The 15,769-nt window shown below is 55.6% G+C and carries 16 protein-coding genes and 2 pseudogenes; 9 read left to right on the top strand and 9 right to left on the bottom strand.

Annotation, left to right across the window (positions count from 1 at the left end; translation table 11 throughout):
• Nucleotides 1-23 precede the first annotated feature (23 nt).
• On the bottom strand, nucleotides 24-1,169 hold the full coding sequence (locus THECO_RS01730; protein WP_041854065.1) for a DUF418 domain-containing protein: 1,146 nt from the start codon (nucleotides 1,167-1,169) through the stop codon (nucleotides 24-26).
• A 348-nt stretch (nucleotides 1,170-1,517) separates the two neighbouring features.
• On the opposite strand from THECO_RS01730, the gene THECO_RS01735 reads away from it, so the two are divergent.
• Nucleotides 1,518-2,468: a copper amine oxidase N-terminal domain-containing protein gene (locus THECO_RS01735; RefSeq protein WP_015253347.1), complete on the top strand. Its 951-nt coding sequence runs from the start codon at nucleotides 1,518-1,520 to the stop codon at nucleotides 2,466-2,468.
• Nucleotides 2,469-2,626: 158 nt separating this feature from the next.
• Nucleotides 2,627-3,465, top strand: a pseudogene (locus tag THECO_RS01740) (nucleotidyltransferase domain-containing protein).
• Nucleotides 3,466-3,600: 135 nt separating this feature from the next.
• Here THECO_RS01740 and THECO_RS01745 read toward each other — a convergent pair.
• Nucleotides 3,601-4,974, bottom strand: coding sequence for an ISNCY-like element ISTco5 family transposase (locus tag THECO_RS01745; RefSeq protein WP_015253349.1), 1,374 nt, complete (start codon nucleotides 4,972-4,974; stop codon nucleotides 3,601-3,603).
• A 197-nt stretch (nucleotides 4,975-5,171) separates the two neighbouring features.
• Here THECO_RS01745 and THECO_RS01750 point away from each other — a divergent pair, with 197 nt between their 5' ends.
• From THECO_RS01750 to THECO_RS01755, 3 genes and pseudogenes are all read left to right on the top strand, one after another.
• Nucleotides 5,172-5,570: a hypothetical protein gene (locus THECO_RS01750; protein WP_015253350.1), complete on the top strand. Its 399-nt coding sequence runs from the start codon at nucleotides 5,172-5,174 to the stop codon at nucleotides 5,568-5,570.
• Between the two features lie 179 nt (nucleotides 5,571-5,749).
• Nucleotides 5,750-5,989: pseudogene (locus THECO_RS20885) on the top strand (winged helix-turn-helix domain-containing protein); the annotation flags it as partial.
• Between the two features lie 370 nt (nucleotides 5,990-6,359).
• The gene (locus THECO_RS01755; protein WP_015253351.1) at nucleotides 6,360-7,238 is read left to right on the top strand and encodes a LysR family transcriptional regulator; all 879 of its coding nucleotides are present in this window, start codon (nucleotides 6,360-6,362) and stop codon (nucleotides 7,236-7,238) included.
• 9 nt (nucleotides 7,239-7,247) lie between these two features.
• Here the strand turns inward: THECO_RS01755 and THECO_RS01760 are convergent, their stop codons facing one another.
• Complete coding sequence (locus THECO_RS01760; protein WP_015253352.1) at nucleotides 7,248-7,766, bottom strand: GNAT family N-acetyltransferase; 519 nt, start codon at nucleotides 7,764-7,766, stop codon at nucleotides 7,248-7,250.
• 75 nt (nucleotides 7,767-7,841) lie between these two features.
• On the opposite strand from THECO_RS01760, the gene THECO_RS01765 reads away from it, so the two are divergent.
• The 4 genes from THECO_RS01765 to THECO_RS01780 all read left to right on the top strand — a co-directional run bounded on the left by THECO_RS01765 (nucleotide 7,842) and on the right by THECO_RS01780 (nucleotide 10,351).
• Nucleotides 7,842-8,426, top strand: a complete 585-nt coding sequence (locus THECO_RS01765) for an LOG family protein (RefSeq protein WP_015253353.1) — start codon at nucleotides 7,842-7,844, stop codon at nucleotides 8,424-8,426.
• A 175-nt stretch (nucleotides 8,427-8,601) separates the two neighbouring features.
• Nucleotides 8,602-9,165: an MOSC domain-containing protein gene (locus tag THECO_RS01770; RefSeq protein ID WP_015253354.1), complete on the top strand. Its 564-nt coding sequence runs from the start codon at nucleotides 8,602-8,604 to the stop codon at nucleotides 9,163-9,165.
• 147 nt (nucleotides 9,166-9,312) lie between these two features.
• Nucleotides 9,313-9,537: a hypothetical protein gene (locus THECO_RS01775; RefSeq protein WP_015253355.1), complete on the top strand. Its 225-nt coding sequence runs from the start codon at nucleotides 9,313-9,315 to the stop codon at nucleotides 9,535-9,537.
• A gap of 115 nt (nucleotides 9,538-9,652) precedes the next feature.
• Nucleotides 9,653-10,351, top strand: coding sequence for an SAM-dependent methyltransferase (locus THECO_RS01780; RefSeq protein WP_015253356.1), 699 nt, complete (start codon nucleotides 9,653-9,655; stop codon nucleotides 10,349-10,351).
• An 82-nt stretch (nucleotides 10,352-10,433) separates the two neighbouring features.
• Here THECO_RS01780 and THECO_RS01785 read toward each other — a convergent pair whose 3' ends face one another.
• The 6 genes from THECO_RS01785 to THECO_RS01810 all read right to left on the bottom strand — a co-directional run bounded on the left by THECO_RS01785 (nucleotide 10,434) and on the right by THECO_RS01810 (nucleotide 15,740).
• A complete protein-coding gene (locus THECO_RS01785; RefSeq protein WP_015253357.1) occupies nucleotides 10,434-11,075 on the bottom strand; it encodes an ABC-2 transporter permease in 642 nt (213 codons plus the stop codon).
• On the bottom strand, nucleotides 11,076-11,939 hold the full coding sequence (locus THECO_RS01790) for an ABC transporter ATP-binding protein (RefSeq protein WP_015253358.1): 864 nt from the start codon (nucleotides 11,937-11,939) through the stop codon (nucleotides 11,076-11,078).
• The gene (locus THECO_RS01795; protein WP_015253359.1) at nucleotides 11,936-12,316 is read right to left on the bottom strand and encodes a GntR family transcriptional regulator; all 381 of its coding nucleotides are present in this window, start codon (nucleotides 12,314-12,316) and stop codon (nucleotides 11,936-11,938) included. Before THECO_RS01795 ends, THECO_RS01790 begins: the two co-directional genes overlap by 4 nt.
• 307 nt (nucleotides 12,317-12,623) lie before the next feature.
• Nucleotides 12,624-13,424, bottom strand: coding sequence for a carbohydrate ABC transporter permease (locus THECO_RS01800; RefSeq protein ID WP_015253360.1), 801 nt, complete (start codon nucleotides 13,422-13,424; stop codon nucleotides 12,624-12,626).
• A 17-nt stretch (nucleotides 13,425-13,441) separates the two neighbouring features.
• Entirely contained in the window at nucleotides 13,442-14,302 is an 861-nt protein-coding gene (locus THECO_RS01805; protein ID WP_198285785.1) for a carbohydrate ABC transporter permease, read from the bottom strand.
• 103 nt (nucleotides 14,303-14,405) lie between these two features.
• The gene (locus THECO_RS01810; RefSeq protein WP_015253362.1) at nucleotides 14,406-15,740 is read right to left on the bottom strand and encodes an ABC transporter substrate-binding protein; all 1,335 of its coding nucleotides are present in this window, start codon (nucleotides 15,738-15,740) and stop codon (nucleotides 14,406-14,408) included.
• Nucleotides 15,741-15,769: the final 29 nt, after the last annotated feature.

Below are 15,769 nucleotides of genomic sequence, written 5' to 3' on the forward strand. Positions count from 1 at the left end.
AAACGCCTCCGCAAGGTTTGCCGCTAACGCGCCGCGACCATTTTGAGCAAAGCTTTTCGCGTCCATTCCATGGGACCGAGTTTCCATCGGTCGATCCACCATGCGGCGAGCACGGCTTCGGCCAGACAGACGGCAAGCCAGACGCCGATCACGGACAAGCTGCCGAGTCTGCCTCCCCATCCCAGGCCCCAGCCGTAGAAGATGAAGGAAGCGAGCAGATTTTGCAGCACATAGCAGCTCAATGACATTTTACCGGCTGCCTCCATGAAGCGCCATACCTTGAGGTGCTCGCTGCGCTCCACCAGCCGCGCAATCATCGCCATGTACCCGAGCGACAGGATCGGCGCGAACAGGTAGCGGATGCCCAGATCGAATCCTCCGTTCGGCACGAAGAGAAGCAGATTGAGGGGCACCCCCAGGCCGAGGCCGATCCGGAGCATGACGCGGCGGATGCGCCTGCCGCGTTCATCGGGCGAGAAGGCGCCGGCGCGCATGAGCCGGATGCCCGTCAGGAACAGGATGATGTTCAGGGGAATGACCATCAAGGCTTCGAACCGGAGCAGCACCATATTGGACAGGCGATAGACGACCTGTTCCATCCAGGCACCTTCCCGGTACAGGGCGGCGACGTATTCCATGCTGCCGAATGACACGTTGGCCCCCGACAGATTGAAGTAGATGTCGACCGCGAGGACCGCGAGCATCACGGAGACGTGGAAGCCGGCGAGAATTTTCAGCACCCGGTTGATCCGCCTGTCGCCGCCGCGGACGATGAACGACACGATGACGGCGGTGACGGCGTAGCTCATCAGGATGTCGTACTCCATCACCAGCGCGAAGTGGAGGAAGCCTTCGATGAGCAGAAAGAGGCAGATCCACAGGTACGTGCCGGGCCAGGGGGCGGATTTTCGCAAGGCTTGGCGGTATTTCAGCTCCAGCCCGACGCCGAACAGGATGGTCAGCATCCCCAGAAATTTGCCGTTAACCAGAAACAGCACGAGCAATCTCAGAAAATCGTCGACCGACGTCCACCACTCGGCGCCGTAGGAAAACAAAGCGTTCAGATCGCCCAAATGGGCGAACAGCCAGATGTTCGTTCCCAATGTTCCGAAGATGGCGAATCCGCGCAAGATGTCCAGCAGACGGATCCGGTTGTTGCTTTTCTCCACCGTCACGATGCCTCACTCCATCATAGTTGTCGGTTTCATTGTAGAACGGGCCATTTCGCGACGGTATTCACAGGTATCAACAGATGAAGATGACAGGTGTCATAGCAGGCGCTGGAGTGCATTTCAAGGCAGAAGCACGTAACAAACGATTGAGACGAAGTTTAGCGTTATGACGTTTAAGTCTAAAATCGTTTGTTGGTGTTTTTTTCATGGCGTGATCTCGGTCTCCCTGACTACAATTGGTCACGTGTTACTAATGATACGCAAGAAGATTCGCGTTCTTTAGTAATAAAAGGTATGATAATGGTCGGATACCCTATAGATACAGAAAAGCAAGGAGGGGCTAATTTGTTAAGAAAAATGATTATAATCGGGCTTGTTGTCGTGCTGTCGCTCTTTTCGATTGGCGCCGCAGCAGCTGCTAATCAGCCGGCACCCCGTCAATTCGATCTGCCGATTAAGGTACTCTACAATGCACGTCAAGTTGCTAGCGATGTGCAGCCGGAAGTAAAGAATAACGTTGTTTTTGTACCGTTCCGTGCCATTGCGAATGCACTCGGCGCGAATCTGGATGTCACGCCGGACTGGAAGACCATTACTTTCGTACGCGGGGATCGAAAGGTAACCATTACGATTGGATCTAAGACGGCGTATGTTAATGGACAGAAACAAGAGCTGCTTGCTGCACCTTATGCGACGAAAGGGCGTACGATGGTGCCGACCCGGTTCGTTTCTGAGCAACTTGGTGAAACGGTGGAGTGGGATTCCCTGAGCCGGTATGTGTGGATCGGTCACAAAAACGTTCCGGCCTTGGAAGAAGTGACAGAAAAGGTCAAGATTGACCCGTATCTCAAATACTTTAATGGGAAAAGCGCAGATGATGTTTTGAAAATTTGGGACTACAATAGTCCGGATTTTGGAATGCATCACAAAACCGTTCGTTTTGTCAAAGAAACGGACTGGCCGCTCGCCATTGGTAACATCACGATCTCTCGAATTGATCGAGTTACGTTTAACGGAAAAGATTATTTCCGAATCATTTCAACAAAAAAGGGCACATTGGGAACACCGCTTTATCTCCTTCAATCGGGACAACCGCTGAAAATGCGCCCCGAGAACACCAGTATGAGGGAATATGCTGGTGATTGGAGGGCGTTTTATAATCCCGTAATTGATGCCGATGATGAGATTTATCTTGGCATCAAGGATTACAAAAAATTTAAACTAAAAGACGTAGAATACATCGGCCTCCAGATCGGTTCGGATTCTGTAATACTGATGGAAAACTACTTTAAGTAAGATTGATTTTCGATTCAAATATGGAGAGCGGAAGCACCGCTTAACCCGATATGTTCATTGTTTATAACCAAACTTTCCCGGTGAAACCAGCAACCCAAATCGTCAGCCGAGCGTCTTAAATTCCAGAGATGGAAGTCGGGATCGGAGTTGATGGCATCATGACCGTACAGAAGTTGATCGAGCAAATCAGCCAAGAGCTGCAGGGCGTATCCGGCGTCGCGGGGGTTGTGCTGGGCGGGTCCAGAGCCAGGGGCACACATCACGGGACTTCCGATGTCGATATCGGCATTTACTATGATGAATCCGCGGGCTTTGATCTTGAGGGCATCAGCAAAATCGCGGCGAAATGGGATGACGAGCACCGGGAAAATTTGATTTTCGCGCCGGGGCAATGGGGACCGTGGGTGAACGGCGGCGGCTGGCTGGTGGTGCAGGGGTATCACGTGGACTTTATTTTCCGCGACATTCACCGGGTGGCCGGGGTGATCGACGAATGTCTGCATGGCAAAGTCACGTCCCATTACCAGGCGGGCCATCCGCACGCGTACCTCAATGTCATGTACATGGGGGAAATCGCCGTCTGCCAAATCCTGTCCGACCCGACGGGGCGGATCGCAGCGCTCAAAGCGAAAACGTCCCCCTACCCCAAAGCCGTCAAAGACGCGATCACCGGCTATTTCCGGTTTGAAGCCTCGTTCTCGCTGCTGCTGGCGGAGAAAACGGTGGACAAAGACGACATTTGCTATGTTGCGGGGCATGTCTTTCGTTCGATTTCCGCTCTTTCGCCCTGAATGAATCCTACTGCATCCATGAGAAGAAGGCGGTGCGCATGATCGAGGGATTTCGCGTCAAGCCCCGTCATTACAAGCAGCGGATCGATACGATCATCGCGCTGCTCGGCACGGATCAGAAAAGTTCCGCCATCGCCGTCGAGATGCTGCGGGAGCTGGTTGCAGAGACGGAAGAGCTTGCGGATGGAATAAACCGGCGAACTTGAAAGATGAGTCGGTCATATAAGGTATAAGGCTTCATCTTGCTCGCGACTGTAGTTAGTTGCTCCTGAAAAAGTCCGATCGTGAACATCACCTCATCCCCATCCTTTTTCAGGACTGCCCATTTACCTTATTCTTCCTTATTTTGCTGCCTTCGCGAGCATTTTGGCCGCTCTGTCCAGGTTGTGGGTCAGGATTCCGAACCCGACCCAGCTTTTTGAGCCGACAAGGCCCCGGTACCTGCTGCGGCCTAAACCGTACTTTCGCTTGAGGAGGCTGATCCTGGCCTCTCCTGCTGCACGGTAGCGCTGCAAGTCTTTGAACCAAGGTTGGTTTTCATGTTCCGTTCTCGCCTGGCCTTTCTTGCCCTTTCGGGGTAAGCTGGCCCGTTTGACGCCGAGCGCCGTCACTGCCGATTCGTTTTTCTTGCTGGAAAAACCGCGATCCGTCGCGACAGCTGTTGGGGCGACGCCGAATGTTTCGATGTGGGCTTTGACCGCCGGAATGAGCAGTTCATCGTCCGCCGGGTTGCCATTGTACACGGCATATCCGGTAATGAAGCCGCTCTCCGTTTCGTCAATCCGGACTTTATACCCGAACTCCGTTCCTTTGGCTAACTTGCCTTTCTTGATCGGCCGGGCTTCCGGATCGAAAAAGCTGACGATGCGATCCGGGATGACCCGCGTCCCCGATACGACTTGCTTGGCTTGGCGGATCAGTTGGCCGGTCAGCGTGATGGCTGTTTGAAGCCGCCCTTTGCTCTGTTGCGCCATCCGTTTGCCGGTCTCCCGTATTTTTGCGACAACCGCGTTTGCTTGCTCGACCACGGCTTCCGTCACTTCGATGACGCTTTCGGTGATCCGGTCGACTTCTTCCCAAGACTCCCGGCTGCGGCGGCGAAGTACCTTAGCGATGGACAGAATCTTCTCCTTGATCTCGGCGGTACGGTCTTCAAAGCCTTGCGCGGCATGGGAAGCGACTTGGCGGATCTTCCGCACCAGGTGGGTGATGACTTTGACGCCGTCCTGCAGCAAGGTTGCGTCTGTGGGGTGGTGAATGTCGGACTCCACGACCGTCGTATCGGTGCGCAATTTGCGATGCTTCAGCACCGCCTTTTCCTTCAGCTTGTGCAGGAGCGCTTCGTTCAACTGTTCGACGACTTCGTCGCCGTAGCGTTTGCGGGCGTAGATGAGCGTCGAAGGATCCGGCATCGGTTCATCGATCGCGATTCGGCAGAACAGGCGCCAAGTGATGCTGTCGCCGACTTCTTTGATCAAGGACTCGTATCCCAGGTTATACTTGCGTTTGAGCACCATGAGGCGCAAGTATTTCTCGATGGGGTAGGTGGGACGGCCCATCTTCGTCTTGGTTGGATGCTTTTCCATAAACGGCTGCAGGAAGCTTTCGTCGTCCAACAGTTCATCGATGATCGCCAATTCGGCAGGCAGTTTCCGTATTTCTTCTGGAAGAATCGTATCCCACAGGGTTAATTGTTCGTCGCGAAGTTTCAACAATTTTCTTCACCTCAAGGAAGGATTCCCAAGGGGCGATGTTGAACTATTAAGACAAAGGAATTCGCCTCTTGGGATAGGTTGTCTCGGCAACTTCCTATTTCCACATGGAGGAGATGAATTCCTTTTATTTTGCTTAAAACAGCCGACTTTTTCAGGGGAAACTAGTTAGTGATTCATTATTGAAATGAGGGAGCGAAGTGAATAAGCAATCAGACAAATGGAATTTGGCTTTCAGAGCAAGTAATGTTTTGATCGGTGCATTATTGGGATTAGCCTTGATTTACGTAATCCAAAATGAGGTGAATTGGAGTGTTTTGCTGGGGGCATTGACTGCCGCGCTTATTTTGGCTGGGATCAATGTGATCAAAGTTCGCATGACCCGCGGTGCCTTCCCCAATTCCAATGAAGGAACGGATAAGCATGTGTTGAAGTTTTGCTTCATATCATCGCATATTTTGCTGGGGGTGCTTTTTATTGCGCTCAGCATCCTTAACTTTTTGGGGGTAGAGGAGGTCTCTATCAGTATTCTGTGGTGTGTGATGATCGGCTATGTGTTGATTAATGGCATCGTTATCATTGTGATAAGCCGCAAGTGAGATGTCGAATGATGATTCTCGATAACTCGGGAATTTCTTTTTTTCTACTTTTATCTTGGGATTGCGCATTGAAGAACCGGACTGACGGCGAGCCGATCTCGAACACATGATCAGCGAGCAACTCGGATCACATACTCAGCGTCTAACTATAGGAAAAAGCTGAAAGGAGTGAAAATTTTGAAAAACCGCTCGTCCTGACCCCCACCGAGTTCGCCATCCTCCGCATCCTGCTGGAACGGAAAGGCAGCGTGGTGAGCGCCGAGGAACTGTTCCATGCAATCTGGAAGGACGAGTATTACAGCAAAAGCAACAACACGATCACCGTCCACATCCGCCATCTGCGCGAAAAAATGGGGGATACGGCGGACAACCCGAAATATATCAAGACCGTATGGGGGGTCGGCTACAAAATTGAATAATCCCCCCAGGGGAGACTCCTCTATGAGCAACAAAGCAGTTGGTTAGATTTGTATGCCGGTGGGCGAGAAACAAGTCCGCTTGTCTTTTTATGTGACCAAATGGTCACTTATAATATCTTTATCATAGGTTTCCGAAAAGCAACATGTCAAGAGGGGGCACAGGCCTGCGCCTGCACCGGAAGGTCCCCGGACTTGCGCGCGTCCGCGATCGGGGACCGCCCCCGTCCCTCCGCAACGCTCCGACAATCGACGTAAGCGAAATGGCACCCGGATCTCTTTCCTGTTGTTCCGGAATCCGGTATAATACTTCACATCCATGATATAAACTGAATTGATATTCGTATTCATGAATATGAGGTGTGTTTATAATATGGTCGACAATTTCGAGGGGTACCGCGCCTTTCTCGCCGTGGCGCAAACCGGCAGCTTCTCGAAGGCGGCCGAGAAGCTGAGCGTCACGCAGCCGGCGGTCAGCCATGCCGTCCGGCGGCTGGAAGAACGTCTTGGCGGGCCGCTTTTCTACCGAACGGCGGCGGGGGTCCGGCTGACGTCCGAGGGGGAAGTGCTGCACAAGTTCGTCTCCCAGGCCTTCCATTTTCTTGAGAACGGGGAGAAGAAAATTGCGGAAATGCGCGAGCTCATCGCGGGGGAAGTGAAGATCGGCGCGGGGGATACGCTGTGCCGGCATTACCTGCTGCCGCATCTCGAGTCGTTCCACCGGGAGCATCCGGCGGTGAAAATCCAGGTGACGAACCGGACGACCCGGGAGACGATCGCGCTGCTGAAGGAAGGGCGGATCGACTTCGGCATCGTCAACCTTCCCGTCAAGGACAGCCAGCTCGTCATCCGCGAGAGCATTCCGCTGCACGACTGCTTTGTGGCCGGCGAGGCGTTCAGGGAGCTCGCGGAGCGGACCGTCTCATGGGAGGAGCTTGTCCGCCATCCGCTCATTCTGCTGGAGCAGGGAAGCAATATCCGCGGGTACATCGACCGGTTCGCCAGGAAGCAAGGTGTCGCAATCCAGCCGGAATTCGAGCTCGGCAGCATCGACCTGCTCGTCCAGTTCGCCCGCATCGGGCTCGGCGTCGCCTGCGTTATCCGCGAGTTCGTCGCCGAGGAGCTGAACAAGGGGGCGCTGTACGAAGTCCGGGTGGATGTGCCGTTGCCGCCGCGCCGGGTCGGCCTCGTCACGCTGCGGGATGTGCCGCTTTCCCTGGCGGCCGGCCGGTTTCTCGAGCGGCTGCCGTGACGGACGGGATCACGCCAGCGTCTTGGTCATGATGAGGTCCGTCTGCTCATCGTCGCCCATGACGAAGGGGTGGCTTCCCGTCTGCACAAGCCCCATCTTCTTGTAGAAGGCAAGGGCGTTGTCGTTGTGCTCCCATACGCCCAGCCAAACTTTCTTTTTCCGCAGCTCTCTGGCAAGATCCACGGCATGATGGAACAGGATTTTGCCGAGTCCGTGTTTCTGGAACGGCTTCTTCACATACAGGCGCTCAATCTCCAGCGACTCGCCGCCCATCGGTTCCGTCTGGGCGTCATCGACGTTGATTTTCAAATAGGCGGCCGCTTCACCGTTCACATGAAGGAGGAAGAATTGCGACGAAGGGTTGGCCCATTCGTTCTCCAGCTGCTTGCGGTCGAACGCTTTTTCCAGATAGGCGTTCATGTTTTCCGGTGAAGTCGTGCCCTGGAATGTTTCGAAATACGTCTGCCTGCCGAGTTCCTGAATTTCGCGCACATCATCGGACGAGCATTTTTTGATGGATATTTGCATGTTATCGGGTCTCCCTTGCGCATAAACTTGTCCCATGTTTTATTTTACTTCATTTTTGCGAGGAGTGAGGATTCCATGAAATCGATCGCCGTATTCTGCGGCTCCAGCGAAGGGGCGTCTTCGGATTACAGGGAAGGCGCGATCAGGCTGGGGCATGAGCTGGCAAGACGCCGGATCACCCTGATCTATGGCGGAGCCAACGTCGGTCTGATGGGAGCGGTTGCGGATGCCGTGCTGGAACGGGGCGGCAAAGTGATCGGGGTGCTTCCTTATTTTTTGCGGGACCGGGAGATCGCCCATCACGGTCTGACCGAGCTCATCATGGTGGATTCCATGCACGAACGGAAAGCGAAAATGGCCGAGCTGGCGGACGGATTCATCGCGCTTCCCGGCGGTCCGGGCACGCTTGAGGAATATTTCGAAGTTTTCACCTGGGGGCAGCTCGGTCTGCATCGAAAGCCGTGCGGCCTGTTCAACATCCGTCATTATTTCGATCCGCTGCTCGCCATGTTTGACACGATGGAGCGCGAGCGGTTCATGAAGCCCGAATATCGCGCGATGGTCATCACGGACGAAACGCCCGAAGGGATTCTGGATCAGTTCGCGAACTATGAAGCGCCCGCGGCCAAAACGTATCATCGCGGGCAACGCGTCATGTGATCGGGAAATGTGGATTAAAATATTTTCCATTTTGTGCGAAACTGTATGCAGCTGAAAATCAGAGAAGGTGTGAGCGGATACCGGAAGCCGAAAGCTTCTGCTTCATGAACAGCAGGAGCACCGTTATCGCCGCGCCTGCGTACAAATATAACGATGTATTGAAGGAGATGGATGCATGATGCATGACCTCGCATCCCGGGTTGGCGTGGTGGTGTCGGTCAGCCGCGGCGCAACCCATACCTTCAGCAAGCCGGTGGTGGAATCGATCACGCTGCTGGCCGGTTTGGGGGTGGAGGGCGACGCCCATATGGGCACGACGGTCAAGCATCGCTCGCGGGTCGCGCAAAATCCGAACCAGCCGAACCTGCGCCAGGTGCACCTCATCCACGCGGAGCTGTTCGACGAAGTGTGTGAAGACGGCTATCACGTCGAACCCGGGCAGCTCGGCGAGAACATCACGCCCCGGGGAATTGATCTGCTTCGCCTGCCGACGGGAACCCGGCTGCACATCGGCGAACAAGCGGTCGTCGAGATCACGGGACTTCGCAACCCGTGCGCCCAGATCGACGATTTCCGGAAAGGGTTGCTCAGCCGGGTGTTGGTCCGGGACGAGAACGGCAGCCTCATCCGCAAAGCCGGTGTCATGTCCATCGTGCTGAACGGGGGAGAGGTGCGGGCAGGGGACCGGATTCGCGTGGAACTTCCGCCGCCGCCTTTTCGTCCGTTGGAGCGGGTATGAGGCGTCTGCTGAATCGTCAGAAAATTGGGTATTCAATATTTGGCTGTGAAGTGGTATAGTGTGGGTAAGAAGATTGTGAAATTTTTTTGACGGATGATATGTGAATTATTTCACAATCAGATGATGACAAGAATGGAGTGATCCCGAATGGCAGAGCCGAAGAAGATCGTGGTGCTGGGAGCCGGTTACGCGGGCATCCCGGCCGTCCTCACCCTGCAGAAAAGCCTGCGGGACGGCGAAGCGGACATCACCCTCATCAACAGATGTCGGGTTTCTTCTGAAATGGAGGTAATGTTTGATTATAGGCGAATAAGGCGTGGTCATGGAAAAAGCGGTCGGTGTAAAGTGAAATGGGAAGGCGGGCGCGGTTGAGCGACGGCTGTTCCTGCATGGCCGAACCGGTTCGGAAAGATCGGGAACCGGTCGATGGCCGGGTCGTCGGCAAGCCGTCAAGAAACAAGAGATAGAAGGAAAGGAACTGACCGCCGTGAGAGCCGACCGCTACAAGCATTTGTTTACGAAGGAACTGTTGATGGGGCCGAACGCGGTCCGTCTGTTGGAAGAAATGCTGGAGAATCACCCGATCAGGGGAGGCCGCGTGCTGGATCTCGGATGCGGGACGGGACTGACCTCGCTGTTCCTGGCGCGGGAGACGGGGGCGGAGCAGATCTTCGCGGTCGATCTGTGGATTCCCGCGACGGAGAACTGGAAGCGGATCCGGGAATGGGGCGAGGAGCGGAAAATCATTCCGCTGCACGCCGACGCCCGCGATCTGCCGTTCCCCGAAGATTTCTTCGATGTGATTGTCAGCATGGATTCCTATCATTACTACGGATGCCAAGAGCGGTTTTTCGCGGAGAAGATGCTGCCGCTCATCCGGCCGGGCGGACGGGCGCTGCTTCTCGTTCCCGGCCTGAAGCGGGAGTTTGAGGGCGACGCGCCCGAGCTGCTCGTCGAGTGGTTGGGAGATGACATCTCGACCTTCCATGACGGCAACTGGTGGCGGAACCATATCGCGCAGGGCTGCGAAGACCGGATCGAAATCGAGGTATACGAGACCGGCAATTCGAACAGCCGTGGCAGGAGTGGTTCGACTGCGGGCACGAGTACGGGCTGGACGATCAGAAGTTCTTCAGCCGGGGCGTGGACCAATTCCTCAGCTTCATCGCGATCGCGGTGCGGGTGAAGGAAGGCGGACTTTCGGCGCCTTGTTCGGCCATATCGACATAACTGCAGGGGCTGATGTTCAAGTCAGCCCCTTGGCGTTATTACCTGAACTCTTTCTTTCGGTGAATGCGAACGGAAACGAAGTAGGAGATGATGAACAGCACGATGGCCGTACAAGTTGACACGGTGCCGACCAGCGGATGACGGATCTGCATGCCTTCCGTGAACGGCGCCAGAATTGCGGCGAGCAGCAGCATGATCCCCACCGCGGCAAACCCGGAAAAGAACACGATCATCTCGTTTTTCTCCGTACCGATCTTCAGCATGACGGGATACATGAGGGCCGTCGAGGTGATCGCCAGGGTCAGTCCGAATCCGTAACTGTATGTGACCATCACGGGATCAATCGACATGCCCAGAGCGCTACATACCGCAAGGGTAAGCAGACTCGTCAAGATCCCCATGAGAATGAGGAGGACGAAAGTGACATACTTGGCCCTGACAATGGTGTGGCGGCGGACCGGCAGCGTCAGTTCAAATTTGCTCCATTTGGACGTTTCATCGACCCGCAGCGAGGTGCCCGTATTGACGACAAAAATGAAAATTTGCACGGCCAATATCATCGAAAGCAGCATGTCTTCCCGGAAGACGATCGGCACGAGGGCCATCACCGCCGCGATGATGAAGGACAGTTGGATGTTGCTTGCCATGGAGTAAATGTTGTTTCGGACAAGTCCCCGCATCTACTGATCCCCCTTGACCAGCAAGACCATGATTTCGTCAATGGTGGCGTTATCGACGGTGACGTCCCGGTGTTGACCGGAGAACCTTTGTTTATCCGGGACCAAGACGTCGATCTGCAATCCTCTCTTCCGGGCTGCAAGATATTCCGATTTGTCGAGAGCTTGAAACTGCTCCGACCTGCAGCGGGCAATGCCGTATTGGTATAACAGCGCATCCTTCTCTTCCGTCAGCATGATTTTGCCGTTGTGAATAAAGGTGATGTAATCCGCGACTTTCTCCAGATCACTCGTAATATGCGAGGACATGAGAATCGAATGCTCTTCATTTTCCACGAACTCCAGGAACAGATCCAGCATCTCTTCCCTGACGACAGGATCAAGTCCGGAAGTGGGCTCATCCAATATCAACAGCCTGGCGCCATGGGAAAAAGCCGCCGCCGTGGCCAGCTTCATCGTCATGCCCCGGGACAGATCTTTGATCCGGACATCGGCCGGCACCTTCAGCCTGTCGATCAGTTGCTGGAAGAGGTCGCTGTCCCAATGATGATAAATAGCTTTGAACACCGATGCCAGCCTGTTGGCCGTGAGCGTCTCGGGAAAATTGATGGCATCAAACACAACGCCGATATGGTTCCGGATGTCCGTTCGGGCCTCCGTCATTTCCTCGCCGAAAATTTTGATCACGCCGCTGTCCGGTTTGAGCGTATTGAGGATGCAGTTGATCGTGGTCGTTTTCCCTGCGCCGTTTTCCCCGACAAATCCCATGATGCTTCCTTGCGGAACGGCAAACGATACATTGTCCAGGCTGAACGTTGCTCCGGGATAACGCTTCGACAAATTGCTGACTTCCAAACTGTAGATCACTGGCCGTCCTCCTTGTAGCACATCTCCAACAATCGGATCAGTTCTTCCAAAGTGGTTCCGCTCATGCGCGCGGCTTCCACAGCCAACCGCAAATGCTCTTCCATTCTTCTCTGGTGTTCTTCCTGAATGACGTCGCGATGATGCGCGGATATAAAGCTTCCCCGGCCCACGGTCGTTTCGATAAACCCTTCACGCTGCAATTCTTCATAGGCCTTCTGCACGGTAATGACGCTGACATGGATTATTTTGGCGAGAGCACGCATGGACGGGATGGGATCGCCCGGCTGCAGTTTTCCGCTCATGACCATCGCTTTGATCTGACTCGAGATTTGCTCATAGATGGGCTTGCTCGAATTGCTGCTGATAATGATCTCCAATAACGTTCACTTCCCGGAAAGTGTACATATTGTACAAGTACATTATATAACGGATAAGCACAGTGTCAATGGCGGGGCCGATAGACCGCCCGGTTTGCGGGGAACATACAGAACCGATTCGCCGGGCACCAACCATCGATGAAACGTCGAAGGAACCCGCACGGCAGTCAGCCGTTCGGGTTCCTTCTTCATGAACATGGCCGGAGGGCCAGCGCCCTCGCGGCCAGATATGCGGGGAGGATGCCGGCAGCATCCTCCTTTGTCGGCCCAGGCATGGCGCAGCCGGATCGGACCGGCCATCGCCGCGTTATTTCACCGATCCGAGCATCCCCGCCACGAAATGCTTCTGCATCAGGAAGAACACCAGCGCCGTCGGCAGGGTGGCGATCACGATGGCGGTCATGATCATGCCGTAATCCGGCGAATAGCTGGAGCCGAGATTCGAGATGAGCAGCGGAATTGTCTTCTTGGCGTCCGACTGCAGCACGACGAGCGGCCACATATAGTTGTTCCAGCTCGACATGAACGTGATGATCGCCGCCGCCGCGTAGGTCGTCCGCATCGTCGGCACGTAGATGCGCAGGAAGATGCCGAGCTCGCCGAGCCCGTCGATGCGCCCGGCTTCGATCATCTCCCGCTCGAACATCTTCGTGTTCTGCCGGAAGAAGAAGATCAGGAACGCCGTCGCCATCGTCGGCAGGATGACCGCCGCCTTCGTGTCGATGCCGATCACCGGCATCTTCCCGGAGAGCCAGGCGAACATCCGGTAGAGCGGCACCATCAGGGCGGCGAACGGAATCATCATGGACAGCAGCAGGATGTTGAACACGGCGTCCTTCGCCCGGCTCCTGTAAATCTCAAACCCGTAGCCCGCCAGCGAGCCGATAAGGAGCGCCAGCCCGGTCGTGATCAGCGCAATGACCAGCGAGTTCGCGAGCGCCCGGACGAGATCGATCTGCTCCACCAGATTCGACAGGTTCACGAACAGGTGGGCACCGGGGAGCAGCCTGCCCTTCGTCACTTCCACGGAAGGATTCGTCGAGCTGACCACCATCCAGAGGAACGGGAAAATCGAGACAAACGCGGTCACGCCCAGGAAAAGGTACATGAACACCCGCCTTGCGATCATCGCCGATCACCTGCCACTTTGAATTGCATGTACGAGAAGATGACGATCAGTACGACGATCGCATAGGAGACGGTCGCCGCATATCCGAAATCCGGCGTGTACTTGAACGACAGGTTGTAAATGTATTGGGAGATCGACATCGTCGCGTTGCCCGGTCCGCCCTTCGTAATGTTCATGACTTCGTCGAACAGCTGCAGCGTGCCGATCGTCGACATGATCGACGTGAACAGGATGATCGGCTTGAGGAGCGGGATCGTGATCTTCGTGAACTTTCCGAACGCCGAAGCGCCGTCGATCGTCGCCGCTTCGTAGATCGAACGGTCAATATTTTGCAGCGCCGACAGATAGAAAATCATGTTGTAGCCGGTCCACCGCCACGTAATTGCCAGAATGATCGTCACCTTCGCCCAGAACGGGTCCGTGATCCAGCCGATGGGCCGGTCGATGATCGACAGTCTGAGCAGCAGCAGATTGACCAGGCCGTCGTTCGCGAACAGATATTTGAAGATGACCGAGTAGGCGACCAGGGACGTGACACACGGGAGAAAAATGGCCGTGCGGAACAGCCCCTTGAGCCGCAGCTTGTCGCTGTTCAGCATCACCGACAGCAGCAGCGCGAGGATGATCATGATCGGCACTTGCACGATCAGATAGATGAACGTGTTGGTCACCGCCGTGATGAAGTTCGAGTCGGTGAACAGGCGCTTGTAGTTCTCGAATCCGACGTAATGCAGGTTCGTGCCGACCCCGGATTTCAGGGACAGATTGAACGCCTGGATCATCGGATAGAAATAGAACAGGCAGATCAGCACCACCGCCGCGATGACGAAACACCAGCCCGTAACCCGGGTCCGCATCCGAATAGACACCGTTATGCAAACTCCTTTCCCGGCCGAGACGGAAACGCCCTGGATGCTGCCATCCAAGGCGATTCCGCGTGCGCGTTCTGATAGTCGATCGTTAACGGACTTGCGCTTCCGCCTGTTTCTGCGCGTCATTCAGCGCGTCGTCAAGCGGCTTGCCGTTCAGGTAGTTCTGCATTTCCACGACCAGGATGTCCTCGATTACATAGGTGTGGGCGCCGAAGTTGACCCGCGGAATGTCCTCCGTCCATTTCGCGAAGTCGGCGATCGTCTTCTGCCCGTTGTAGAACGGGTCGGGCGCGCTGTAAGCTTCGCCGGTGGAAGCGGGGATGTAGGTGCCGATCGCCCCGATCTCCGTCACAAGCTGCTGATAAAACTCCACGTCCGAACCGAACGTCTTCGCGAGGAAGTCCGCCGCGGCTTCTTTGCCCGGCACGTTCAGCACGTACCAGGAGCTGCCGCCCAGGTTGGAGGCGTTCACGCTGCCCGGCTGGCCGGCCAGCCGCGGGATCGGGACGACCGCCCATTTGCCCGCCTGGGAGCTCTCCGCCTTGATTGAGGCGTTGATCCAGTTGCCGGTCGGCACCGACGCGACGTCCCCGCTGTTGAAGGCGGCCACGAACTGGCTCCAGTCGGCGTTCGGCTTGACGATATCGGCTTCCATCATTTCCTTGTACAGCCGGAACGCTTCTTTCAGCGCTTCGTTGCCGGCCAGGAACGGTTTCTCGCCGCTTTCGTCCAGGTACCACTTGCCCGCGGTCTGGATCATGACGCGGATGATGCCGAGATCGTTCGGGTCCATCGACAGCATGTCCTTGCCCGTCGCTTCCTTTACTTTCTTCCCGATCTCGATGAACTCGTTCCAGGTCAGCGCCTGCAGGTCATCCGCCGAGTAGCCGGCTTCCGCCAGATAGTCCGTGCGGATGAACAGCCCGGTGACGCCGGAGTCGAAGGGCAGGCCGTAGTTGCGTCCGTCCACGCTCGTCGGTCCGACCTTGTACTCGGCGAAGTCGGCCGCGTTGAACGTGTCCGTCAGCTCGTAGAACATGTCCGGAAACGCCTTCAGGAAGCTTTGCGCCCGGTAGTCCTCGATCAGAACGATGTTCGGCAGGCCCGTCGTCGTGCCCGAGCCGAGGCCGGTGTTCAGCTTCTGGATGATGTCCGCCTGCGCGTTCTCGACGATGTTGATCTTCACGTCGGGATTGATCTTGCTGTAGCGCTCCTTCGCCATGTTGAGCGCCTTGATGTTGAAGTTCGGGTCCCACGCCCAAATGGTGATTTCCGCCGCTTCTTTTCCGCCCGATGCGCTTCCGCCGTTGTCACCGCCGCCGTTTCCGCCGCCGGAAGACGAGTCTTGCTTGTTCCCGCCGCCCGACGAGCACGCCGAAAGCAGCAGCATGACCGCCAGCACAACCGTCAGCCATTTCTTCATCCGCGAATCCCCCTGATTGCAAATGTTGT

Source organism: Thermobacillus composti KWC4, assembly GCF_000227705.2.
GTDB lineage: Bacteria > Bacillota > Bacilli > Paenibacillales > Paenibacillaceae > Thermobacillus > Thermobacillus xylanilyticus.

Coding starts and splice junctions, on each gene's coding strand:
- THECO_RS01755 (WP_015253351.1), top strand. CDS start 6,360: ATGGTCGACAATTTCGAGGGGTACCGCGCCTTTCTCGCCGTGGCGCAA.
- THECO_RS01760 (WP_015253352.1), bottom strand. CDS start 7,766: ATGCAAATATCCATCAAAAAATGCTCGTCCGATGATGTGCGCGAAATT.
- THECO_RS01765 (WP_015253353.1), top strand. CDS start 7,842: ATGAAATCGATCGCCGTATTCTGCGGCTCCAGCGAAGGGGCGTCTTCG.
- THECO_RS01770 (WP_015253354.1), top strand. CDS start 8,602: ATGATGCATGACCTCGCATCCCGGGTTGGCGTGGTGGTGTCGGTCAGC.
- THECO_RS01775 (WP_015253355.1), top strand. CDS start 9,313: ATGGCAGAGCCGAAGAAGATCGTGGTGCTGGGAGCCGGTTACGCGGGC.
- THECO_RS01785 (WP_015253357.1), bottom strand. CDS start 11,075: ATGCGGGGACTTGTCCGAAACAACATTTACTCCATGGCAAGCAACATC.
- THECO_RS01800 (WP_015253360.1), bottom strand. CDS start 13,424: ATGTACCTTTTCCTGGGCGTGACCGCGTTTGTCTCGATTTTCCCGTTC.
- THECO_RS01805 (WP_198285785.1), bottom strand. CDS start 14,302: ATGCGGACCCGGGTTACGGGCTGGTGTTTCGTCATCGCGGCGGTGGTG.
- THECO_RS01810 (WP_015253362.1), bottom strand. CDS start 15,740: ATGAAGAAATGGCTGACGGTTGTGCTGGCGGTCATGCTGCTGCTTTCG.